General features: G+C 67.6%; 21 protein-coding genes. 7 read left to right on the plus strand and 14 right to left on the minus strand.

The window, feature by feature from the left end:
• Positions 1 to 129: 129 nt before the first annotated feature.
• The 5 genes from infC to LLW23_RS07315 all read right to left on the minus strand — a co-directional run bounded on the left by infC (position 130) and on the right by LLW23_RS07315 (position 7,227).
• Positions 130 to 663, minus strand: coding sequence for a translation initiation factor IF-3 (infC, locus tag LLW23_RS07295; protein ID WP_228948097.1), 534 nt, complete (start codon positions 661 to 663; stop codon positions 130 to 132).
• 127 nt (positions 664 to 790) lie between these two features.
• Positions 791 to 3,601, minus strand: a complete 2,811-nt coding sequence (locus LLW23_RS07300; RefSeq protein ID WP_228948098.1) for a TonB-dependent receptor — start codon at positions 3,599 to 3,601, stop codon at positions 791 to 793.
• Positions 3,602 to 3,746: 145 nt separating this feature from the next.
• Entirely contained in the window at positions 3,747 to 4,316 is a 570-nt protein-coding gene (locus LLW23_RS07305; RefSeq protein ID WP_228948099.1) for a Uma2 family endonuclease, read from the minus strand.
• Between the two features lie 9 nt (positions 4,317 to 4,325).
• A complete protein-coding gene (gene thrS / locus LLW23_RS07310) occupies positions 4,326 to 6,311 on the minus strand; it encodes a threonine--tRNA ligase (RefSeq protein WP_228948503.1) in 1,986 nt (661 codons plus the stop codon).
• A gap of 571 nt (positions 6,312 to 6,882) precedes the next feature.
• Complete coding sequence (locus tag LLW23_RS07315; protein WP_228948100.1) at positions 6,883 to 7,227, minus strand: glycine zipper 2TM domain-containing protein; 345 nt, start codon at positions 7,225 to 7,227, stop codon at positions 6,883 to 6,885.
• Positions 7,228 to 7,365: 138 nt separating this feature from the next.
• Here LLW23_RS07315 and LLW23_RS07320 point away from each other — a divergent pair, with 138 nt between their 5' ends.
• From LLW23_RS07320 to LLW23_RS07340, 5 genes are read left to right on the plus strand one after another with little or no spacing between them, the layout of a single operon-like run.
• A complete protein-coding gene (locus LLW23_RS07320) occupies positions 7,366 to 8,334 on the plus strand; it encodes an esterase-like activity of phytase family protein (protein WP_228948101.1) in 969 nt (322 codons plus the stop codon).
• Between the two features lie 46 nt (positions 8,335 to 8,380).
• Positions 8,381 to 9,430 (plus strand): type III polyketide synthase, encoded by a 1,050-nt coding sequence (locus LLW23_RS07325; protein ID WP_228948102.1) that lies wholly within the window; start codon positions 8,381 to 8,383, stop codon positions 9,428 to 9,430.
• Positions 9,427 to 10,122: a methyltransferase domain-containing protein gene (locus LLW23_RS07330; RefSeq protein WP_228948103.1), complete on the plus strand. Its 696-nt coding sequence runs from the start codon at positions 9,427 to 9,429 to the stop codon at positions 10,120 to 10,122. The genes LLW23_RS07325 and LLW23_RS07330 overlap by 4 nt, the downstream gene beginning before the upstream one ends.
• A gap of 38 nt (positions 10,123 to 10,160) precedes the next feature.
• Positions 10,161 to 11,198: an NAD(P)/FAD-dependent oxidoreductase gene (locus tag LLW23_RS07335; RefSeq protein ID WP_408642038.1), complete on the plus strand. Its 1,038-nt coding sequence runs from the start codon at positions 10,161 to 10,163 to the stop codon at positions 11,196 to 11,198.
• Between the two features lie 60 nt (positions 11,199 to 11,258).
• On the plus strand, positions 11,259 to 13,394 hold the full coding sequence (locus tag LLW23_RS07340; protein ID WP_228948105.1) for a transglycosylase domain-containing protein: 2,136 nt from the start codon (positions 11,259 to 11,261) through the stop codon (positions 13,392 to 13,394).
• Here the strand turns inward: LLW23_RS07340 and LLW23_RS07345 are convergent.
• The 3 genes from LLW23_RS07345 to LLW23_RS07355 form a co-directional block, all read right to left on the minus strand.
• Positions 13,361 to 14,032, minus strand: coding sequence for a M48 family metallopeptidase (locus LLW23_RS07345; protein ID WP_228948504.1), 672 nt, complete (start codon positions 14,030 to 14,032; stop codon positions 13,361 to 13,363). The two genes, LLW23_RS07340 and LLW23_RS07345, sit on opposite strands and share 34 nt — an antisense overlap.
• Positions 14,033 to 14,133: 101 nt before the next feature.
• Complete coding sequence (locus LLW23_RS07350; protein WP_228948106.1) at positions 14,134 to 14,565, minus strand: YcgN family cysteine cluster protein; 432 nt, start codon at positions 14,563 to 14,565, stop codon at positions 14,134 to 14,136.
• The gene (locus LLW23_RS07355) at positions 14,562 to 15,143 is read right to left on the minus strand and encodes an SCO family protein (protein WP_228948107.1); all 582 of its coding nucleotides are present in this window, start codon (positions 15,141 to 15,143) and stop codon (positions 14,562 to 14,564) included. Before LLW23_RS07355 ends, LLW23_RS07350 begins: the two co-directional genes overlap by 4 nt.
• A gap of 68 nt (positions 15,144 to 15,211) precedes the next feature.
• Here LLW23_RS07355 and LLW23_RS07360 point away from each other — a divergent pair, with 68 nt between their 5' ends.
• Entirely contained in the window at positions 15,212 to 15,811 is a 600-nt protein-coding gene (locus LLW23_RS07360) for an ankyrin repeat domain-containing protein (RefSeq protein ID WP_228948505.1), read from the plus strand.
• A 190-nt stretch (positions 15,812 to 16,001) separates the two neighbouring features.
• Complete coding sequence (locus LLW23_RS07365; protein ID WP_228948108.1) at positions 16,002 to 17,300, plus strand: WcaI family glycosyltransferase; 1,299 nt, start codon at positions 16,002 to 16,004, stop codon at positions 17,298 to 17,300.
• Here the strand turns inward: LLW23_RS07365 and LLW23_RS07370 are convergent.
• The 6 genes from LLW23_RS07370 to LLW23_RS07395 all read right to left on the minus strand — a co-directional run bounded on the left by LLW23_RS07370 (position 17,244) and on the right by LLW23_RS07395 (position 22,821).
• Complete coding sequence (locus tag LLW23_RS07370) at positions 17,244 to 18,206, minus strand: acyltransferase family protein (protein ID WP_228948506.1); 963 nt, start codon at positions 18,204 to 18,206, stop codon at positions 17,244 to 17,246. The two genes, LLW23_RS07365 and LLW23_RS07370, sit on opposite strands and share 57 nt — an antisense overlap.
• A 35-nt stretch (positions 18,207 to 18,241) precedes the next feature.
• Complete coding sequence (locus LLW23_RS07375; protein WP_228948109.1) at positions 18,242 to 19,666, minus strand: SGNH/GDSL hydrolase family protein; 1,425 nt, start codon at positions 19,664 to 19,666, stop codon at positions 18,242 to 18,244.
• A complete protein-coding gene (locus LLW23_RS07380; protein ID WP_228948110.1) occupies positions 19,663 to 20,091 on the minus strand; it encodes a hypothetical protein in 429 nt (142 codons plus the stop codon). The genes LLW23_RS07375 and LLW23_RS07380 overlap by 4 nt, the downstream gene beginning before the upstream one ends.
• A gap of 62 nt (positions 20,092 to 20,153) precedes the next feature.
• Complete coding sequence (locus LLW23_RS07385; protein ID WP_228948111.1) at positions 20,154 to 21,323, minus strand: glycosyltransferase; 1,170 nt, start codon at positions 21,321 to 21,323, stop codon at positions 20,154 to 20,156.
• Entirely contained in the window at positions 21,320 to 22,246 is a 927-nt protein-coding gene (locus LLW23_RS07390) for a glycosyltransferase family 2 protein (RefSeq protein WP_228948112.1), read from the minus strand. Before LLW23_RS07390 ends, LLW23_RS07385 begins: the two co-directional genes overlap by 4 nt.
• A complete protein-coding gene (locus LLW23_RS07395; RefSeq protein ID WP_228948113.1) occupies positions 22,243 to 22,821 on the minus strand; it encodes an LbetaH domain-containing protein in 579 nt (192 codons plus the stop codon). The genes LLW23_RS07390 and LLW23_RS07395 overlap by 4 nt, the downstream gene beginning before the upstream one ends.
• Positions 22,822 to 22,994: the final 173 nt, after the last annotated feature.

Here is a 22,994-nt window from a genome sequence, read left to right on the forward strand (position 1 = left end):
GCTGTCGCACGATTGCCACGATCGGGCCGCGCCGGACCTGTCACGCCCGCGAAATGACGCTACGTCAGCCAAGAAAAAGGCCGCACCTCTCGTCGAGGCGCGGCCTGCTTTTCCGCCAATTACGAAATTTTACTTCGGGGCGAGCACCATCAGCATCTGGCGGCCTTCCATGCGCGGATAGGCTTCCACCTTCGCCGTCTCGGCCACCTGCTCCGCGACGCGCTGGAGCACCGCCATGCCGAGCTGGCCGTGCGAAAGCTCGCGTCCGCGGAAGCGCATGGTCACCTTCACCTTGTCGCCTTCATCGATGAATTCCGCCACCTTCTTCATCTTGGTGTCGTAATCGTGGTCATCGATGTTGGGACGCATCTTGATCTCCTTGATCTCCTGCGTCTTCTGGCTCTTGCGGGCGAGGTTGGCCTTCTTCTGCGCCTCGTACTTGAACTTGCCGACATCGAGGAACTTGGCGACCGGCGGATCGGCGTTGGGCGACACTTCGACCAGGTCGAGCCCGAGCTCCTTGGCCTGGTCCATCGCCTCGCGAGTGTACATCACGCCGAGATTCTCGCCCTCGTGATCGATCACGCGGACCTTCTGGCTCTGGATCCATTCGTTGAATCGCGGGCCGTTCATCGGCGGCGCCTGGTTAGGCCGGCGCATCATGGGCGGACGTATGGTTTGATCTCCTGTCGATTCACAAGCACGCAATATAGGCCTATTGCGTCCGATCCGGAAGAGACGAAACGGCCGTCACTGTAATGAAGCGATGGCCGCCGTCAAATCGCCGAGATCAGAAGCTGCCGCGCAGCGTTACGCCGTACATCCGCGGCTCGCCCGGGAAGCCCACGAACAGCTGGTTGGCGGTCGCCGAGAAGCCGGCCGACACTGGCGCGGTGACCGAACCGATGCTGCCGCTGCCCTGCAACGGCATTTCAGCACCGATCTGGAAATAGCGCTGGGCGAAGATGTTCTGCGCCCACAATTCCAGCCCCCAGGCGCGCTTGTCGCCATAAATGCCGATGCGACCGTTCACGACCGCGAAGCCGTCCTGAATCTTCTCGGGGTCGAGATCCGATCCGGTGTTGGTGTCGCTCTGCAGGCGGGTGTCGAAATACACCAGCCCGGTCAGCCCGCTGTCGCCGATATCGGGCGTCCAGCTGATCCCGGCGGTCGCGGCATAGCGCGACGAGTTGGAGACGTTGCCGCCCGGCAGCTGGAACAGCACCGGCGACAGCGGCCGACCGCCCGTCCCCACCAGATTCTCGCGGTAGAACGAATCGACATAGGTCAGCGCCATGTTCACCGAGATGTCGCGATGCGGGCGCAGGAACGTCTCGATCTCGAACCCCTTGGAGATCACGCCCGGCCGCAGCCGATCGGCAGCACACCCGCCCGTCGCGGCCGAATTGTCGCGGTCGCCGCCGCCCAGGTCGTCCTTGCACGATTGGATGTTGGTAACCTCGAAGTTCACGCCGTTGTACGTGTTGAGCTGATAATCCTCATACGCCTGGTAGAAGGCGGCGAGGTTGATATCGATGCCCGGCCCGTTCCACTTGGCGCCGATCTCGTACGCCCACACCTTCTCGCTCGCGAAGCCGAGGTCCGACGCCTCGGCGCGCCCATTGCCCGAACTGTTCGCCGGCAGCGCCAGCCGCGCAGCGCAGGCAGTGTCGAACGCGACGTAGCAGGGCCGGTCGAGTGCGGAGAAGTCGAGGTTGAACCCACCCGCCTTGTAGCCCTTCGACACCGATCCGTAGAGCAGCAGTGTGTCGATCGGCTTGAACGCCAGCACCGCCGTGCCGGTCCATTCGCTATCGGTGAAGCGCGTGCCCGGCGATCCGGCGGCGAAGTCAGGCGCGGTGCCGTTGGTGACACATGGCAGAGCGGCAAGCGATTGATAGACCGAGTTCACAATCAGTGGGCAGAGCGTATTGTTGAGGTTCGCGTCGGCCGCCAGATTCTTCTGCTCGTGCGTGTAGCGCGCGCCGAGCGTCAGCATCAGCCTGTCTTCGATGATGTCGATCGTGTTGTGCGTGAAGAAGGCGTAATTCTCGCTGTCCTGACGATAGCGCGTGTCGACGTTGCCGGTGCCGTTGATCGCGATGTTCGGCTGCCCCAGCACCGCCGCGAGGCTGCCGAAACCGGGCCGTGCCGTGTTGGCGATCAGCGACGACAGCGTGCCGATCGACGCGCGCCGCGGATCGCCCGCGGGCAGCGCGTTCAGCCCTGCAATCGTCGCCTGCACCACCGGCACGTTCACGCAGAACGGATTGCTCGGCAGCACCGCGGTCGGCAGCACGCTCGAGAACAAGGTGCAATTGGCGTAGCGCTCGAAATCCTTGCCGTATTTGATGTCGTCGGAGACATCGAGCTTCTCGTTCGAAAAATAGCCGCCGACCAGCCAGTCAAGCCGGCCGTCGAACAGCTCGCCCTGCACGCGCAGCTCCTGGCTGAACAGGCGGAAGCGGCGGTCGAGGTTGAACCGGTCGAGCAGCCCCAGCGCGCTGAAGTCGCCGTCCTGCCCCTGCTTGTTCTTATAGTCGCGATAGGCGGTGATCGACGTCAGGCTCGCGCCGCCGAAATCATAGCTGATCTCGCCCGAGACACCCCAATCATCGCTGTCCGAGGTGTAGCGCGTGCCCGGCGTGTTCGGCATCGCATATTCGAAGCGCCGGTCCGCCGAGGTCGTCGTCGGGTAATTCGCGCCGAGCGCCTGTACCAGCCCGAACAGCGCGTTGGGTCCGGCCAGCGCCGATCCGTCCGCCTGCCGCGTCAGCCCGCGCACCGGCCCGAGCAGCACGCCAGCGCAGCAATTCTCGTCACGCGTCGAATAATCGCCGATCAGCCGCACCTTGAGCGCGTCGGTCGGCTCGTAGGCGAACTGGCCGCGCACCAGCCAGCGATCGCGATCGTTCATGTCCGGCTCGCCGGGCGTCAACGCCTTGATATAGCCGTCGCGCTGCTGCCACACGCCGTCGAGGCGGAAGGCGGCATTCTCGCCGGCCGGGACGTTAACCGCCCCATCGAGACGGACGAAATCGTAATTGCCGTAGGTCGCCGATCCCTTGGCCATGAAACGGCCGAGTTCGGGCCCTTTGGTGACGATGTTGATGAGGCCCGCCGTCGAATTGCGGCCAAACAGCGTGCCCTGCGGCCCGCGCAGCACTTCGACGCGTTCGATATCGCCCAGTTCGGAGAGGCCAACGCCAGTGCGGCTGCGATAGACGCCATCGATGAACAGGCCGACCGAGCTTTCAAGCCCGGCATTCTCGCCCACCGTGCCGATGCCACGGATGCGCGCGGTGAAGTTTACTTCGCTCGTCGCACCCGACACGAGCAGCGACGGCGCCACCTGGTTGAGCGCGCGAACATCCGTGGCGCCGGTATTCTGCAGCGTCTCGCCCGACACGGCGGAAATCGCGATCGGCACGTCGGACAGCGCCTCGGAGCGGCGCGTCGCGGTGACGACGATGTCGCCCGGATCGGCATCCGCCTGCGACTGATCCGCTACCGGCGCCGCCGCCTCCTGCGCCGCGGCGGGCATCGCCAGCGCAAGCGGTGCGGCCGTGACAAAACAACGGATCAGAAACGTCGAGCGCATAATGGCATCCCCCCAGACGCGACCCTTTCGGTCGCTTGCGGGCGCCATTTGCACGATTTCGGCAGCACGTCACCTGAGCCGCAGGCAAAAGGTTTCGCGATTGCAACAAACTGCGTTCTTTGGGCAACGCTACCGCGCCACCCACTCAGTCGAGCGTGTCGAGCCGGATCATCACGCCATCGAGCAGCAGCGGCGCGATCGCGACATCCTCGTCATATTCCTCGACGTCCTGGTACACGCCCTCGCGCGGATCGCGATGCACGCGCACGGTCCGCCGCACTGCATCCACCACCCAGTATTCGCGCACGCCATGCGCCGCATATAACGGCGCCTTCACGCGCAGGTCGTAGCTGAGCGAACTGTCCGCGACCTCGATCAGCAGCAGGATATCGGGCCCGCGCATCGATCGTGGCAGGCCGTCCTTCCGCCATACCGCAAGATCGGGTTCGAGCAGCAGCGTCGGCGACAAGGTGATCGACGCTTCGACAAATAGCCGTACATCCTCCGGCAGCGTGCGGACGAGGGCGCGGTTCAAGCGCGCTACCATGATCGAATGCCAATCCGCCTTCGCCGCCGCCATCGGCACGATCTCCCCATCGATCAGCTCGAAATGCTCACCCTCGCGCAGCACGCCGGCTTCGGTCAGCGCATAGACCTCATCGACGGTCAGCCGCGCCGGGATCAGTCCCTTCCTGATGTTCTGGAACACCGTCATGGTCGCTCCTTAGCACAGATCCGGTGCGCGCGCCTCTTCCACCAGCCGCGCGACGATCGCGTCGAGCGCCACGATTTCCTGCCCCTGGCTGCCCAGCCGGCGCACCGCGACGGTGCCCTCCTCCGCCTCGCGCTTGCCAATCACCAGCATCGCCGGAACCTTGGCCAGGCTGTGCTCGCGCACCTTGTAGTTGATCTTCTCGTTGCGAAGATCGGTCTCCACCCGCAGCCCGGCCGCGACGAGCTTGTCGCGCACCACATGCGCATAATCATCCGCATCGGACACGATCGTCGCCACGACCACCTGCACCGGAGACAGCCACAGCGGGAAGCGCCCCGCATGATGCTCGATCAGAATGCCCAGGAACCGCTCGAACGTGCCGAGGATCGCGCGGTGGAGCATCACCGGGCGATGCCGCTCGCCGTCCTCGCCGATGTAGCTCGCGTCGAGCCGCTCGGGCAGCACGCGATCCGACTGGATCGTGCCGACCTGCCACGTCCGCCCAATCGCGTCGGTCAGATGGAATTCGAGCTTGGGCGCATAGAATGCCCCCTCGCCCTCGAGTTCCTCGAACCCGTCCTTGATCCGCTGCGGCAGGTTCGACGCCAGCACCGCGCGACGCAGTTCGTCTTCGGACTTGTCCCACATCGCATCGTCGCCGAAGCGCTTCTCAGGCCGCAGCGCCAACTTCACCGCATAATCGGTGAAGCCGAGATCGTGATACACCGAGTCGAGCAGGTCGATGAACTTGGCGACTTCCTCGACCAGCTGATCCTCGCGCACGAAGATATGCGCATCGTCCTGCGTGAACTGGCGCACGCGCATGATGCCGTGCAGCGCGCCGTGCGGCTCGTTGCGATGGCAGCAGCCGAATTCGGCCATGCGGATCGGCAGATCGCGGTACGATTTGATCCCCTGGCGGAAGATCAGCACGTGTGCCGGGCAGTTCATCGGCTTCAGCGCCATCCAGTCGGCGTCCTCCGACACCAACGCACCCTCGTCGGTCACATTGGGCACTTCGTCGGGGATCACGAACATATTCTCGCGATATTTGCCCCAGTGCCCGGATTTCTCCCACTGGCGCGCGTCCATCACCTGCGGCGTCTTGACCTCGTCATAGCCCGCTGCGTCCAGCCGCCGGCGCATATACGCCTCCAGCTGGCGCCAGATCATATAGCCCTTGGGATGCCAGAAGACGCTGCCGTGCGCCTCGGCCTGGAGGTGGAACAGGTCCATCTCCTGCCCGATCTTGCGGTGATCGCGCTTGGCGGCTTCTTCCAGCATCGTCAGATGCGCGTCGAGCTGCTTCTTGTTCAGCCAGCCGGTGCCGTAGACTCGGCTGAGCATCGCGTTCTTCTGGTCGCCGCGCCAATAGGCGCCCGAAACGCGCGTCAGCTTGAACGCCTGCGGATCGAGCTTGCCCGTCGTCGGCATGTGCGGCCCGCGGCACATGTCGAGCCACTGGCCCTGGCGATAGATCGTCAGTTCCTCGCCGTCGGGAAGCTCGGCCGCCCATTCGGCCTTGAACGTCTCGCCCTGCCGCTGCCACGTCTCGATCAGCTGCTCCCGGCTCCACACTTCGCGCGTGAACGGCTCGTTGCGCGCGATGATGCGGCGCATCTCGGCCTCGATCGCGGGCAGATCATCCTCGGTGAACGGCCGCTCCTTCGGCGCGAAATCATAATAGAAGCCGTCGTCGGTCGACGGACCGAAGGTGATCTGCGTCCCCGGAAACAGATGCTGCACCGCTTCGGCAAGCACATGCGCGAAATCGTGCCGCGCGAGTTCCAGCGCATCCTTCTCGTCGCGCATCGTCACCAGCGCGAGGCTCGCATCGCCCGCGAACGGCCGGGTCAGGTCGCGCAACTCGCCATCGACGCGCGCGGCGATCGCCGCCTTGGCGAGGCCCGGGCCGATCGCGGCGGCGATGTCTGCCGGCGTCGATCCCGGCGGCACCTCGCGTACCGAGCCATCGGGAAGCGTGATCGAATACATGTTCATCTGAAGCTTTCCTGCAATGCCGATGCGCTTAGGCGAGCACGCCGCGCGCGAAAAGAGCGTCCGGTAGCTGCAGGAACGAGATGGAGGACGCCGACCCACCCGTCCCCGGGCGAGCGCGCCGGCCGCGCCTAGCGCGTGCCGAACCGCCCCCGGGCAACCGGGGTGGTGGTAGTGGTCGACGCGCTTGGGTGCCGCATGGGAAGAATATAGCGGGCCGGTGATTAACGGACAACTGTCCTCGATCCGTGCCCTCATCTCCGTTCGCCCTGAGGAGGGACTGAGCGAAGCGCAGCGTAGTCGAAGGCCCGTCTCGAAGGGGATGGGGAAGTGCTTCGAGACGATACTTCGCCTTCGGCTCAGCATCTCCTCAGCACGAACGGTTTGGAAGCGAGGTGCGGGCGCATCCACCTCGCACCCCCCAAAAAAACAACGGGCCCGCCTCCTTTCGGAAGCGGGCCCGCGCCCTCAAACGCTACGCGAGGGATAAGCAGGCCTTTCGGCCATCTCGTGGGCGGCGAGGCCTAGGCCCCGCCTGCGTCAGCGGCAGCGCCGCGACCCCGCCGCGTTAGCGGCAGCGCCGTGCATTGCCCGATTTCTCGATCGCGTTGCCGGCGACCGCGCCACCGACACCGCCAAGCACCGTGCCGAGCGTGCGATCACCGCGGCTGTCGATCGTGCGGCCCAGCAGGCCACCCGCGATCGCGCCGACGATCGTGCCGGTCGTGCCGTTGTTGCAGCGCTGGTTGCGATAGTAGCGACGGTCGTCACCGCGATAGTTGCGGTAATTGTCGTTGCCGCGATACTGGCGCTCGTAGCGGTCGCCGTAGCGCTGCGCCGAGGCTTCGGCAGGGATCATGGCAACGGTGCTCATCGCGAGCGCGGCGCCAGCGAGCGAAAGCTTCTTGAACATGGGGCGTCTCCCGTTTCGTGTTTCGGTGCGAGCCGGCGGGTGCCGCCTCGATGAATACGGTTATGGTCGAGTCGCCTTGAGTGATCCCTGAATGCACTCGTTATCGACGGTTCAGGGAAGAAGCGCGTAAGGCAGCGCGTGCGCTGGTTCCTGTCGATCCCTCTCTCCACCCTCGCCGTCCTGCTGATCGTGCCGCGCTGGAGCGGAGACGAGCGGCTGCCGCTGATCGCCCCCGCCCCCACAATCTCGGCCAAAAGCTACGTCCCCAAGGGCGGCTGGCCGAAGCGGATCGGCGCGCTTGAACCGATCGGCGCGCTGACGCTGTCGAGCGACGATCCCGCCTGGGGCGGCTTTTCCGCGATCGCGCTCGATCGCGGCCACGCGACCCTATTGTCCGACGGCGGCAACCTCGTGCGCTTCGCGATCAACGGCGGGCGGATCGGCGCGGCGCAAGGCTTCGTCCTGCACGACGGGCCGGGCGTCGGCTGGGAGCGGTGGGATCGCGACAGCGAATCGCTCGCGCTCGATCCCGCGCGCGGCACGGCGTGGGTCGGCTATGAAAACTACAATCAGATCTGGCGCTACGCCCCAGCGTTCGCCCGCGCCGAGGGACGTGCGAGCCCGCGCGCAATGCGATCGTGGACACGCAACCAGGGCGCCGAATCGCTCGTCCGCCTGCGCGACGGGCGCTTCATCGCCATCGCCGAGCGCCGCCCCAATCGGCGCACCCGCCACGCGGTGATCTTCTCGGGCGATCCGACGCGGCCGGGCACCCGCACCACACGCTTCCGCGTCATCCCGCCCGACCGTTACGATCCGAGCGACGCGGCCGAGCTGCCCAATGGCGATCTGCTCGTCCTCACCCGCCGCTTCCAATATCCCTTCACCTTCTCCGCCAAGCTGCTGCGCATCCCGCGCGCCGCGATCCGCGCGGGCGCAGAGGCGCGCGGCACGGTGATCGCGACGCTCGCGCCGCCGATCATCGGCGAGAATTGCGAAGGCATCGCGATCACGCGCGAAAATGGCGCGACGATGATATGGATCGTCACCGATAACGATTTGATGTCATGGCGACCGACCTATCTGATGAAGTTCCGCCTGCGGTGAATCGACCAGGGCAGCCGATGTCCGCTTCCGCGCGTTACATGCTGGCATGACGGCTTACCTCAACGCGATCGGCACTGCGGTGCCCCCGCACGACATCCACGACGCGTTCATCGCCTGGGCCCGCACGCGCCTGCCCGAGCGCGAGCGCAAGCTGTTCGATCGCATGGCGACGCGCTCGGGGATCGGGCATCGCTGGTCGGTGCTGCCCGACGTCAACGGCTCGCCGGTCGACCCCGGCGGCTTCTACGCCAGCGAGCCGCACCCCGGCACGGCCGAGCGGATGACGCTTTACGCGCAAGCCGCGCCGACGCTCGCTCTCGCCGCGATCGACGATCTCGCGCAACAGATGCCGCTTGGCGCGATCACGCATCTGGTCGTCGCGAGCTGCACTGGCTTCGTCGCGCCCGGCATTGACCAGATCATCGCCGCGCGGCTCGGCCTGGAGCCGAGCGTCGAGCGGCTGCTGGTCGGCTTCATGGGCTGCTACGCTGCGGTCGCCGCGCTGCGCAGCGCGCGCCACATCGTGCGCTCCGAACCCGACGCGCGCGTGCTGGTGGTGACGGTCGAACTGTCGACGCTTCACCTCCAGGCCGTCGACGGGCTCGAGCCATTGCTCGCGATGCTCCAGTTCGGCGACGGCGCCGCGGCGGCGCTCGTCACCGCCGAGCCCGCCGGCTTCGCGATCGAGCGCCCGTTCGCCACCACTTTGCCCGATTCGGCCGAGCTGATCCGCTGGAACGTCACCGATCACGGCTTCGCGATGCATTTGTCGGGCGAGATCCCCGGCCGGATCGGCGTCGCGCTGGCCGATCCGGCGCTCGTGTCCACGCTCACCGAAGGCACGCCGCCGGATTGCTGGGCGGTCCATGCCGGCGGGCGCTCGATCCTCGACGCGGTCGAGCAGGCGCTCGCGCTCGATCCGACGACGCTCGCCGCGTCGCGCGACGTGCTCGCGGCGAATGGCAACATGTCGTCCGCCACCTTGATGTTCGTGCTCGCTCGCCTGCTCGCCGGTGCGCCCGTCCGGCACGGCGTCGCCCTCGCCTTCGGGCCGGGCCTCGCCGCCGAGGGCTTCGGCTTCCGGAGCGCGGCATGAGCCTCGCCGTCCGCGCCGACGCCGAAGAGCTGATGGACGCGGACGATCTCGATCCAGCGACCTACGCCGCGGTCGTCGGTGATCTCGCCAAGGCCAATGTCGTCACGCTGGCCGCACGCCCGACGCTCGCCTTCCTCGCCCGCGCCACGCAGCCCGGTGGCAAGTATCGCCTGCTCGACGTCGGCTTCGGCGATGGCGACATGCTCCGCCGCATCGCGCGCTGGGGCGTCCGGAACAAGCGCACGTTCCAGCTGGTCGGGGTCGATCTCAACCCGCGCAGCGAAGCGGCCGCACGCCCGCGCACGCCCGCCGCGATCCGGCTCGTAACCGGCGACTATGCCGATCTCGCGACCGAGCCATGGGATCTGGTCATCTCCAGCCTCGTCGCGCATCACATGGACCATGCGCAGCTCGTCAAGTTCCTCCACTTCATGGAAGCGCACGCGCGCATTGGCTGGCTGGTCAACGATCTCCACCGTCACGGCTTCGCGCACCGTGGCTTTCCGCTGCTCGCCCGGATCGCGCGCTGGCACCCGATGGTGCGACACGATGGCACGCTGTCGATCGCGCGCAGCTATCGGCCCGCCGAGTGGCCGCCGATCCTCGCCGAGGCCGGCATCATCGGCGCAACCGTGAAGCGCGTTTTCCCCTTCCGGCTCTGCGTGGAGAAGCTGTGCACACCAAAGCGCTGATCGTCGGCGGCGGGCCGGCCGGCACGGCCACCGCGATCATGCTCGCGCGTGGCGGCGCGCCGCATCTCCTCGTCGAGCGCAGCCGCGAAACCGGCGACGCGCTGTGCGGCGGGTTCATGAGCTGGCGCACGCTCGAAACGCTTGGCGAGCTCGGCATCGAGGCGGACGCGCTCAACCGCGAACGCGTCACGCGGGTGCGCCTGTTCGCCGGCGGGCGCGTCGCCGAGGCGGCGTTGCCCAAGCCCGCGATCGGCGTGTCGCGCCACCGCCTCGATACGCTGCTGATGGCACATGCCGCAGCCAGCGGCGCGACGATCGAGCGCGGCGTCGCAGTGCGCGCGATTGACACGGCCGGTCAACCAACCGTCCGCACCGACGACGGCGCCGAGATCACGCCGCAAGCGCTGTTCCTGGCCAGCGGCAAGCACGACGTCCGCGGCCTGCCGCGCCCGGCGTCCGCGCGCGGCGACGATCCCGCGCTCGGCCTGCGCATCCGCTTCGCCGCGCATCCCACGCTCGATCGGCTCGTCGGCGACGCGATCGAGCTTCACCTGTTCGACCGCGGCTATGCCGGGCTCGTGCGGCAGGAGGACGGCTCCATGAACGTCTGCCTAGCCGTGCGCCGCTCGCGGCTGCACGAGGCGGGCGATCCCGTCGCGCTGATGGCGCGGCTCGGCGAAGAATTGCCGAGCCTCGGCGAACGGCTCGGCTTCGCACACGCCCCCGCCGACGCCATCGCCAACGTGCCCTATGGCTGGCGCGAGACGCACGCGCACGCCGGGCTGTTCCGGCTCGGCGATCAGGCCGGCGTCATCCCCTCGCTCGCCGGCGAGGGCATGGGCATCGCGCTGGCGAGTGGCGTATCTGCCGCGCGTGCTTATCTGCGCGACGGGCCGAATGCCGCGTGGCAGCAGCGCTTCGCCCGCCGCCTGCGCCGCCCGATCGGCGTCGCCGATGCGATCCGAGCCGCCGCCGAACACCCGCGCGTCCCCGCCGCGCTGCTCCCGGCGCTCGCGCACGCGCCGTTCCTCACCCAGATCATCGCCCGCGCCACTCGGATCAGCACGGCCCGCTGATCCGCCGCCCACACACCTTGTTAACCAACGCCTAAGCTTCTATCCCGCAAGGCGCTCATAATGGCCCGCGCCCCCGCTCCCCGCTCCTCTCCCGCTGCTCGCCCAGCGTGGCGCCGGCGCCTGTCGATCACCCTCAAGGTGTTGATCGGGCTTGGCGTTCTGGCGCTCGGTGCGCTGGTGACGGCGGTCTATATCGCGAAGGCACAGCTGCCCTCGTTCGAGGATCTGAAATCCTCCCCCAACGGCCAGATGATCCGCGTCCATGCCGCCGACGGCACGGTGATCGTGTCGATCGGGCCAAGCTACGGCGATTGGCTGCCGTTCGATCGCATTCCGGCCGTGATGCGCAGCGCGACCATCTCGGTCGAGGACAAGCGCTTCTACAGCCACTTGGGCGTCGATCCGATCGGCGTCGCGCGCTCGGTGAAGGTGCGCTACGATCGCGGCCGCTGGGTGCAGGGCGGCTCGACGATCACGCAGCAGCTCGCGCGCAACGTCTTCCTCAACAACCAGAAGAAGTTCGGCCGCAAGTTCCGCGAATGGATCCTCGCGCTCGCGATGGAGCGCAAGTTCAGCAAGAGCGAGATCCTCGAACTGTACCTCAACAAGGTCTATTACGGCGGCGGTGCCTACGGCATCGACGCTGCCGCGCGAAAGTTCTTCGGCCATGGCGCCAACGACCTCACGCTCAGCGAGGCGGCGATCATCGCCGGGCTCGTCAAGGCACCGTCGAACTATTCGCCGACCGCCGATGCACAGGCCGCGGTCGATCGCGCAGGGGTCGTGCTCCGCGTGATGGCCGAAAATGGCGACATCAGCCCCACCGAAGCCGCCGAAGCCAGCCCGCAGGAAGTGAAGCTCGCGCCCGAGCCCAGGCAGAACAGCGTGCGCTATTTCACCGACTGGGCGCTGCCGCAGCTCGAAATGCTGATCGACGAAACCGAAAAGCCGCTCGAAGTGTGGACGACGCTCGATCTGTCGATGCAGCGCGCGGCGGATGCGGCGGTGCGCAAGAACTCCCCCGCCGGCGCGCAGGGCGCGCTGGTCGCGCTCGATCGCGACGGCGCGGTGCGCGCGATGGTCGGCGGCAAGGATTACGTCTCGTCGATCTACAATCGCGCGACGCAAGCGCAGCGCCAGCCGGGCTCGGCGTTCAAGCTGTTCGTCTATCTCGCCGCGCTCGAGGCCGGGAAGACTCCCGAATCGACCGAAGTCGACGGGCCGGTCTCGATCAACGGCTGGAGCCCGCGTAACAGTTCGCGGCGCTTCTCGGGCACCGTTACGTTGCGCACCGCGTTCGCCTATTCGCTCAACACCGTCGCCGCGAAGCTCGGCCAGATGGTCGGCTTCACGACGGTGGCCGACATGGCGCGCCGCTTCGGCATATCGTCCACCATCAACACGCAGCCATCGATGGTGCTCGGCACCTCCGAAGTGCGGCTGATCGACATGACGCGCGCGTTCGCGAGCGTCGCCAACAAGGGCGTGGCGGTCACGCCGTTCGGCATCACGAAAGTGACCGCCAACAACGAAGTGATCTTCAACCACGAGGTCGATCGCAGCCGCGTGCTGGTCGCGCCCTATGTCGCCGCGCAGATGACCGATCTGCTGCAGACCGCAGTCAACACCGGCACGGGCCGTGCCGCACAGATCGGCCGGCCGGTCGCGGGCAAGACGGGCACCACCTCGGCGTCGAAGGACGGCTGGTTCCTCGGCTTCTCGTCCGGCATCACGACTGGCGTGTGGATGGGCCGCGACGATGCCAAGCCGATCGCCGGCCTCCAGGGCGGCACCGCGCCGGCGCGCGCCTTCGCGCAGTTCATGACAGCAGCGGTCGCCAAGCGCCCGATCGAGCAATTCGAAACCGAAGTGACACTGCCCGAATGGCAGCTCGAACCCGACGAGCAGAGCTATTTCGGCGAGCCCGACGATGCCGTGTTCGTCGACGAGAATGGCGATCCCGTCGCGGCAGGCGGCGTCCCGGCTCAGGAGACTTACGAAGCCGGCCAGGGGGTCGAGCGGCCATCCGCGCGCAGCGAGCGCCCGGTGCCCGAAGTCGATCCCGGCGCCCCGCCGCCCGAGCAGCAGCTCAACCAGGATTGGATCGATCGCGTCACCGGGCGCGATCCGCGCCAGGCTCCCCCGCCCAATCAGCCGCGCAATCAGCCGCCCGAGGACGAGCGCCCATACCAGTGAAGGCTGGCGCCATTGGCGCGCAGCCAGCGGCGATGCGGCGTCGGGTCACTGCCATATAGCTGCGCCACCAGCGCGTGGAATGCCGGCGAATGATCCATGTGCACGCGATGCGCCACCTCATGCGCCGCGGTCGCGCGCCGAACCGCCTCCGGCGCGAGCACCAGCCGCCAGCTGTAGCGGATTGCGCCGGTGCTGCTGCAGCTCCCCCAGCGCCCGCGCGGATCGCCGATCGCGACCTTGTCGACCGCCACGCCCGCACGCGCCGCATACTGCGCCGTATCCTCCGCGAGCAGCCGCAGCGCCTCGCGCCGCAGCCACGCCTCGACCCGCCGCCCGATCGTCTCGCGCGGCCCCGACAATAGCAGCAGTTCGCCCTCGCGCCGCACGATCCGCGACGCGCCCTCGCGCCACACGATCGTCAGCGTCTCGTCGCCCAGCGGCACCGTGGCGCCCTCGGCGAACGGCCGCGCCTGCGGCAATTTCGCGCGCTGCGCCGCGATCCAGTCGCTATATTGCCCCGCCCAGGCGAGCGCCGCCTTGGCCGAAGCGCGCCGCGGAATCGTCAGCCGCACCCGCCCGCTCGAAGGATCGAACGCCAGCTTCACGCGCCGGGCGGTCGGATGCCGGACGACGTCGATCGAGCCCGCACCGTTCGTGTCGAGCGAAGTCGAGACACATTGCCGTGACCCGGTAACGCCTCCCTCGATTGCGCTCGGGACGAACGGAGTGGTGTCGCCGCTCAAAGCACCCGATCGACGATATGATGCTCGAATTCGCCCGCATCGTCCTCGCTGACCGTCCAGCCGCGCACCGACTCGCCCGCGCGGTGCACCGCATCGCGATCGCCCGACACCAGATAATGCCAGTCGGGCAGCTGCTCGCCATTGGCGCGCAAGCGATAGGCGCACGTCATCGGCAGCCAGTCGATCTTGTCGACGTTGCGCATCGTCAGTCGCACGCATTCCGAGACATAGGCATGGCGGTGGCGATAGTCCGAACACAGCCCGCTGCGCCGATCGAGCAGCCGGCACGCGACGTTCGTCGGCAGCAGCTCGCCCGTCTCCTCGTCCTCCAGCTTGTGCAGGCAGCATTTGCCGCAGCCGTCGCACAGCGCTTCCCATTGCGCGCGATCGAGCTTGCTCAGCGGCGTATCTTCCCAAAATCGGTTCATGTCGCCCAGCGCTTGATCTCGTCGACGATCGCCTGCGGCGTGCCTTCCTGCGGCAGCAGCGCAAGCGGCTTGCCCTCGGGGGACATCAGATACGCCTGCCGGCTATGGTCCATCATGTAACCATCTGGGGTGCCGTCACCGCGTTTGAAATAGACGCCATATTCCTTCGCGACGCGCGCGATCTCGGCGTCGCTCCCAGTCAGCCCGATCATCCGCGGATGAAATGCCGAGACGAACTGCTTGATCACTGCCGGCGTGTCGCGCGCCGGATCGATCGAGATGAACACCGGCACGATGCGCTGCGCCAGCGCCGGATCGCTCGTGTCCAGCAGCTTCATCGCCGCGCCGATCTTCTGCACGTCGACCGGGCACACATCGGGGCAGAAGGTATAGCCGAAATACATGATGCGATATTTGCCCGCTAACGCCGCATCGGTCGTCGCGCGCCCGTTCTGGTCGGTCAGCGCGAACGGCCCGCCGATCCGCGCGCCTTCCAGCGGCGGGCGCGCCGGCGGCGCCTCGGGAGAGCAGCCGGCGAGCGCAAGCGTGGCGAAAATGATTGGGATACGGACGTTCATGGCATCGCCAGCCTTGGTCTGTTAGATCACAGGCTGCAACCACGACGATGGATCCGCCCGTGACGACGATGCGCCGCCTGCTCTTTCCCGTCCTGCCGCTTGCGCTGATCGTCGCGGCCCCGCCCGCCGCGGCGCAGCAGCAGTCGCAAAGCTACAAGTTCCTCGAAGCGGTGAAGAACGAAAAGGGCGACGAGGTCATCAAGATCCTCGACCAGCCCGGGCAGACGATCGTCAACACGCGTGACATCACGTCCGGCGAGGGCGCGCTGCACATCGTCGTGAAGCGCGGAAACGGCATGTACCTGCGCTATCTCCTGTCGCGCGGTGCCGATCCGAACCTGCGCGACGGGCGCGGCGATACGCCGCTGCTGCTGGCGGTGCAGTTCGGCCAGAACGCGCTGGTCGACATCCTCACCGCGGCCAAGGCCAATCCGAATCTGGCCAATGGCGGCGGCGAAACCCCGCTGATCCGCGCGGTGCAGAAGCGCGATCTCGCGCTCGTGCGCACCCTGCTGGCGGCCGGCGCCAATCCCGATCAGACCGACAATGTCGCCGGCATGTCGGCGCGCGATTATGCCCGCGCGGATGCGCGCACACCGGCAATCGCCAAGCTGATCGACGAGACGCCGAAGCGGGCGCCACGCGCTGTAGCTGGGCCAAAGATGTAGCTGGTGATCCGAATCAGATCACGTTCACATTGAATCTTCGAGAAACTTTACAAGTGATTAACATATGATACCTTTTGTTCGACTCGCGGGGGCAAGGCGAGTCGAACAGGGGGGGCGCAATGGCTTGGTCCATGCTGGGGAAACGTGCGCGCGCGCTTCTGGCGCAAACATCTGACGGTCGGGTCGACCAATGATCGTCCGGCCGATGGATATTGTGATCGTCGGTCATAACTATGCACCGGAACTGATCGGGATCGGCCCCTGCACTGCCGGCATGGCCGAAACACTTGCAGCGAGCGGCAATCGCGTGCGCGTCATCTGTGGCCAACCCTCCTATCCATCCTGGCGCGTCGCCAAGGAGCATCGCAGCGTCTTTCCCCGCCGCACGATCGAGAACAACGTCGCGGTGCGCCGGCTCCCGCTTTACGTGCCCGCCAATCCGCGCGGGCTGCGGCGTATGCTCCACAATCTCAGTTTCGCCGTACTGGCGTTGATCGCGCTGATCGTGACGCTGCGGCGCGGGCGGCCGGAAGTGATCATTGCCATCGTGCCGTCGATCGCCTCCGCGCTCGTCGCACGGCTGGTCGCATGGCTCTGCAGCAGGCCCTTGTGGCTGCACGTGCAGGATTTCGAAGTCGATATGGCCAGCGCGACTGGCCAGTTGCGCCACGCCGATAACCGCCTGCTGCGCCGGGTCGAGCGCTCCGGCTTGCACGGTACGCGCGCGAGCAGCATCTCGCCGCGCATGTGTGATCGCCTGGTGCTGCGCGGCAACGATCGCGCGCGGGTTATCGAGTTTCGCAACTGGGCGAGCCCGCACGTGCGCCCGCTCTCGGCGCCATCCGTCTATCGCGCGCAATGGTCGATCAATCGCCCGTTCGTCGCGCTCTATTCGGGCAACATCGCCGCCAAACAGGGGATCGAGATCGTCGTCGAGGCAGCGAAGCGGCTGGCCGGGCGGCGCGACCTCCTGTTCGTCATCTGTGGCGAAGGCGCGCATCGCGCGGCCCTGCTTGCAGCCACGTCGGGCTGCGACAACATCCTCTTCTGCGATCTGCAGCCGGCCGAGCGGCTCAACGATCTGCTCGGGCTGGCGACGGTTCACTTGCTGCCGCAGATCGCCGATGCGGCGGATCTCGTGCTCCCGTCGAAGCTGCCCAACATGCTCGCCTCGGGCCGCCCGGTCGTCGCTACCGCGTCGGCCGGCACGAGCCTCGCGGAGGAGGTCGACGGGTGCGGCATCGTCACGCCGCCGCACGACGCGCCAGCCTTCGCGCGCGCGATCGAAACGCTGATCGACGATGCCGTGCTGCGCGACGAACTCGGCCGTGCGGCGCTGGAGCGGGCCGCGATACGATGGAACAAGAGCTACATCCTGGCCGATTTCGAGCGCGAACTCCGTCGGCTCGACGCCGAATGGCGCGCGGAGCGGCTATCGTGGGATCGGAGTTTTCAGCCTGGTCTGGGAATCGGCTCGCTCGCCGAGTAGCAGCGCACGCGTCACGGCGAAGTGTCGCAACGCCAGCCAGAGTGTAATCGGCAGCGCAATGGCGAGCGTCGCGACCACCCCCTCCGGCAGACGATCGCGCACCGCGTAATAGATCGTCAGATGAACATACATGATCACGAGGCTCGCCCGCCCGATCACGCCCACGATCCGCGACGGCGGCACGCGCTGCGCCACCAGCAGCACGAGGTGGCATAGCCCGACCGCAGCGACGATGCTCAGCAGCGGCGTGCCATACTCGGCAATCTTGATGTCGAGCGGCGCCGAGACCGCCACCAACGCCGCCGCGCCAACCGCAACAACCGTCGCCCGCCACCCCAGCCGCACGGCATTGCGTCGATGCAGCACCCCGGCCAGGAAGAAGAACAGCCCCAGCGGCACGCTGATCACCCCCCATGGGCTTGGCCAATGCCGCACAAGAAGCACCACGCCCAGCATCACCACCGCGACCAGCAGGATCTGCCGATCCGGCCGCCGCACGATCGGCGCCGCCACGAGCTGCACTATGAACAGGCACGTCACGAACCAGAAGATCCCCATCGGCCCGACGAGAAACGTGCCGCCCAGCACCAGCCGCGCCAGCGCCACCACCGGCCGATCCCACGGCAGGAACGCCGCACCGCCGGTCACCGCCGAAATCACGACATCGGCGCCCGCAACCAGCGCCAGCCACAGCGCATAAGGCAACAGCAATGTACGCGCCCGCCGCCGCGCCACGTCCCGCACCGCGCCGGGCGCGAACGTCATGCCCGACAGCATGAAGAACAGCGGCATGTGGAAATGGTACACCGCCGCCCAGATCGCGCGGTCGCTGGTCACATGCCCCGCAACCACCGCGACGATCCCGATCGCGCGCGCCGTATCGAGCCAGCCGATGCGTTCCCCCATACGCACCGGCTTACCCATTCATTCTTGTCTCGTCTCTACCCCGCCGCGAGCGCCGTCAGCACGGTCGCGCGGATCGCCTGCTCGATGCGCTGCGCATAATAGTCGAAGCCGATCTCCGGCGGATGGACATTGTCCGCCGCAACATACAGCCCGCCGTTCACCGTGCCCGCCGGCACCCCGCTCGCATTGTTCCAGCTCCCCAGCACCCACGGCGGGGTCGCGCCGCACACGGCCACGAAGAACGCGAGCGGATCGCCCGATTGCGCCACCGCCGCCTGCACCGCCGCCTCGGTCGCCGCCGCCCCAGCGACATTGATCGACGGCACGCCGACGACGACGATCGGCGCATCGCTCCCGGCGCGGATCGCCCGCAGTGTCTGCGCCACCTCCGCCTGCACCGCCGCCGGCGCGTACCCCACGTCGTTCGTCGACCCCATCAGCAGCACGACATCCGGCGTCAGCGCCAGCGCCTGCCCCACGCGCTGGCCATATGTCGTGAACGCCGAGGCGGACGGGTTGAGATAGCCGGTGCCACCCACCGACAGGTTCCAGGTATCGCGCCACCCCAGCCGCTTGGCGAGCAATTGCGCGATCGACCCGCCCGCCAGCCACGGGCGATAGCTCGACCCAGCGTTATAGCTGTCGCCGATCACCACCATCCGCGGTGCCCCCGTGCCGCCAGCGCTCACGATCGCCGAGGTCGCAGTCTGCGCGCAGCCGAAGAACGAAGCGCTCTTGCCCGTCTCCAGCTCGTACCGGCGCACCCTCCGCCCGCTGCTGCCCGTCCAGTCGATCACCATCCACTGGTCCGCACCCGTCACGACATGGCTGCCCGGCGTCAGGTAGCGCCCATCGACGATCACGCGCACTTGCCCAGAATTGGCCGGCAGGAACAGCGCGAGCCTGTCGCCATCGCAGTCGAACACCACCGACGCCCCCGCCGACATCGCCACGCCCGCCTTCGCCTCGAACGCCGCCAGCGACCAGAAGCTGGTGCGATACGCAGCCGGCGCAGCACCCCGCACCGCATAAGCGCCCGGATACGTCCCCGGCAGCCAGTTCGCGCCCAATGCCGGGTTGCTCGTCACCACCGACACCGCCGGCGCGCCATCGCCCGGATCAGCCGCCCGCGCGCCACCAAGGCAAGTCCAGTAAACCGCGCTCCCGCCGTCCTGCACATATTGCCCGCTCCCGCTCGTAGCCGGCCCGCCGCCACTCGCCGGCGTCGTCCCGGCGATCCCGCACATGAACCACTGCCCGCCATGCGCGACGACCTGCCCCGCCGCATAGGCCGTACTTGCCGCGTACGCCGTGGCGCCAAGCCACGGCGGCAGCACGACCGCGTTGCGCCCCTCCGCCGCATCGGCTGCCCGCAACAGCCGCGCATGGCGGTTGCTCGCCGCAACGGCACTGCGCGCACGGCTCGCGATCCCGCGCGCGACCACATCGAGCGCGCTCATTGCGCCACCCGATAGTTCAGCGTGCCCGCCTGCAGCGTCACCCCGAGATAATAGCTCGCCCCCGCCTCATATTCCTCCGCCACCATCTCGTTGGCATTGGCAGTGAACCGCCCCCAGCGCTCGCCACCCGCGGTCAGCGGCAGCATCGTCGCGCCACCGTCGGCTGATCGCAGCACCTCGACCACGCCGCTCCAGCTCCCCGACAATGTCACCCGGATCGGATGCCCAAGCGCAGGCAAGAACGGCCCGACCATCCCGCTCACCGCAATCGATCCGCCAAGCGCCGCCGTCCCCGCCGCCTGCGCCACGGTCCGCACCGGCAACGGGTTCGCCGCATGCACCGCTACCGCTGGCGCATCCACCGCGCCGAACGCGACCGCATATTGCGGCACGAAGCCCCCCGGTATCTCGACATCAGCCATCATGTCCCGCCTCCCTGTTGTTCGTGGTATGTTCTACCGCGAAACACTGGATGTAGGACAGCGGCTCAGCCGACGCGGCGTTCGATCAGGTCGAGCAGGCTCTCCGCCGTCTCCTCGATCCGAAACCGCGACTCGAAACACGCCCGCGCCGCAACCCGCATCGCCGCGCGCTCACCCGGCGACAGCGCCAGAAACCGCGCGAGCAGATCCGCCGTCCCGGCCAATGTATCGGGCGCGACCAGCCCCGCGCCATCGGCCAGCACCTCGCGCCAGATATTCACCTTGTCGCTGATCAGCACCGGCGCCCCGCCCGCCAGCGCCTCCGCCACCGCAATGCCGAAATTCTCCTGATGCGACGGCAGCACGAACGCCTCGGCCGCGCGCAACGCCCCCGCCTTCACCTCACCCGCCAGCATCCCCGGAGCGTGGATCCGCGCATTCGTCTGGCTGTCCAATCCCCCGCGAAGCCCCGCAATCAGACTAGCCTCATCCGGCCCGGCAATCACCAGATCGAGCCCCGGATCGCGCGCGGCCACCGCCGCAAACGCCGACACCAGCATGTCGCACCCCTTCTTGGGATGAATCCGCCCCAGAAACAGCAGGAACCGCCGCTCGCCCAGTGCCGGCACCGCCGCCCGAAACGCCGCGATCTGCGCCGCCGGATCACCCCCGAGATCCGCCGTGCCATAACCCACCACCGCGCCATTCACCCGGTACGGCCAGAACGCCCCCTCCGCCCGCCGCATCTCCTCCTCGCTGGTGAACAGCACAGCCCGCGCTCCCCCGAGCAACCGCCCCTCGGCCCACCACCACGACAGCTGCTTGCCGAGATGCTTCAGCAGCGCGCCCTCGCGAAACCACGGATCGAGCATCCCATGCGGAAACACGAAATACGGCACGCCGCCGTCGGCCAGCCCCACCATCGCGCCGCGCGCCGCATACCGCCACAACCCCGAGACGATCACCGCATCATAATCGCGCGCGTGCGCCGCCAGCCAAGGCACCATCGCCGCGCTGTAGCGATAGCGGTTTCCCAGTCCCCCGCCCCGCGGCGGCCCGATCGGAATGATCGCACCCGGATAGTCGACAAGATGCCGCTCGCCGGGCGGATCGAGCGTCAGCATGTCCTGCCGATGCCCCTGCCGCGCCCAGATCTCGCCGACGCGCCGCGCGCCCTCGATCGGCCCGCCAGTGCGCGGATCCGCGCTGGTGATGATGCGCAGGATTCGCGTCACGCGATCGGCAGCCCGGTGAGCTCCGCCAGCCGCGCAATCCGCGCCTCACGCGTGCCGCAGCACGCCAGTTCGCCATCCCATTCGGCCACTTTGGCGGCGACCAGAAAGCGATACCAGAAGCCCTGCAACACATGGTAAATCAGCCCCGGCCGCCCATCGAGAAAGCCGAGCTGCACCACATAGCGATACAGGAAATATCCCAGCGGCCCGACCCAGAGTGGCAGCCGATCATAGACCCGCGTCTTCAGCCACCGCTTGCGCCGCGCCTGCCCGCTCGACGGCAGTTCCGCCGCCGCCGTGCCGAACAGATCGTAGCGCGCCGCCAGCACCTCGATCGCCTCGCGCGTCGCATAGCCATTATGCTTGGCGGTGAAGAACCCGAGATCACCCAGGTTCCAATCCGCAAAGCCCCCCGCCAGCGCGATCGTCCGCCCGCGCTCGACCACGACATGCTCGTCCATCCAGCGCTGCTCGACGCGCCCCGTGCCCGTCCGCCACAGTCGCAACAGCCGCAGCGGATAGCGCCCGCCGTGCCGGATCCACCGCCCCATGAAGATATGCTTCCGGTCGAACGTGATCCCCGTCACCTCGCCGGGCAGCGTCGGCAGCGCAGCCACGATCGCCGCCGCCAGATCGGGTTCGATCACTTCGTCCGCGTCGAGCCGCATCGTCCAGCCAGTCGCGATCCCGCCATGATCCAGCGCCCATTGGAATTGCGCGGCATGGTTGACGAACGCGTGCTGCACCACGCGCGTACCGGCCGCCTGCGCCAGCGCGACCGTCGCGTCGGTCGAGAAGCTATCGACCACCACGATCGTGCGCGCGATGCCGCGCACACTCTCGATCGCGCGCACGATATGATGCGCCTTGTTATAGGTGAGGATGACGACCGTCAGATCGGCGGTCGGGCCGGGCGCGCTCACGCCGGCTCACCGAACCGAATCCGCCGCTGCCTTATCTCTTGCGCCGGATTGCCGCCGCAAACCGTCCAGGCCGCAATGTCGCGCATCGCGCACGCCCGCGCGCCCAGCACCGCGCCCTCGCCGATCGTCACGCCCGGCCCGACGAACGCCTCCGCCGCGATCCACGCCCGCGCGCCGATCGTGATCGGCCGCGCGCGAAGCTGGAACGCCGCATCCTCGATATCGTGCGTGCCCGCGCACAAATGCGCGCCCTGCGAGATCACCGCATACGCGCCGATCGTCACGCGCCCCATCGAATAGACCGTCGCACGCGGCCCGATCGCGGCATGGTCGCCAATCGCCAGATTGGCCGGCGACCAGATCCGCGCGCTGCCATAGACGTTCGCGGTTGGCGCCACCTGGGCACCGAACAGCCGCAGCAGCATCCGCCGCCATCCGCGCAACGCCGGCGGCGTCCACGCCGCCAGCAACAGCCACGTCGCCTGCCACGCGACGCGATACACCCGGTTGGCGAACGAAAAGCTCGCACCGCCCTCCCACGAGCGCGCGGCATGGCCGTCGAGCGGCTCGATCATCGTCGCGTACGACCCGCCATGATTGTCCCCCCGGACGAACTCTAGAGCCTGATAAAATCCTGCCCAAGCCCGTTCCCCCTGAGGAGAGGCTGAGCGAAGTCGAAGCCTCGTCTCGAAGGGCATGCCCCGGTGCTTCGAGACGGCATTTCGACAAGCTCAATGCCTCCTCAGCA

The sequence above is a fragment of the Sphingomonas radiodurans genome, assembly GCF_020866845.1.
Classification (GTDB): Bacteria; Pseudomonadota; Alphaproteobacteria; order Sphingomonadales; family Sphingomonadaceae; genus Sphingomonas; species Sphingomonas radiodurans.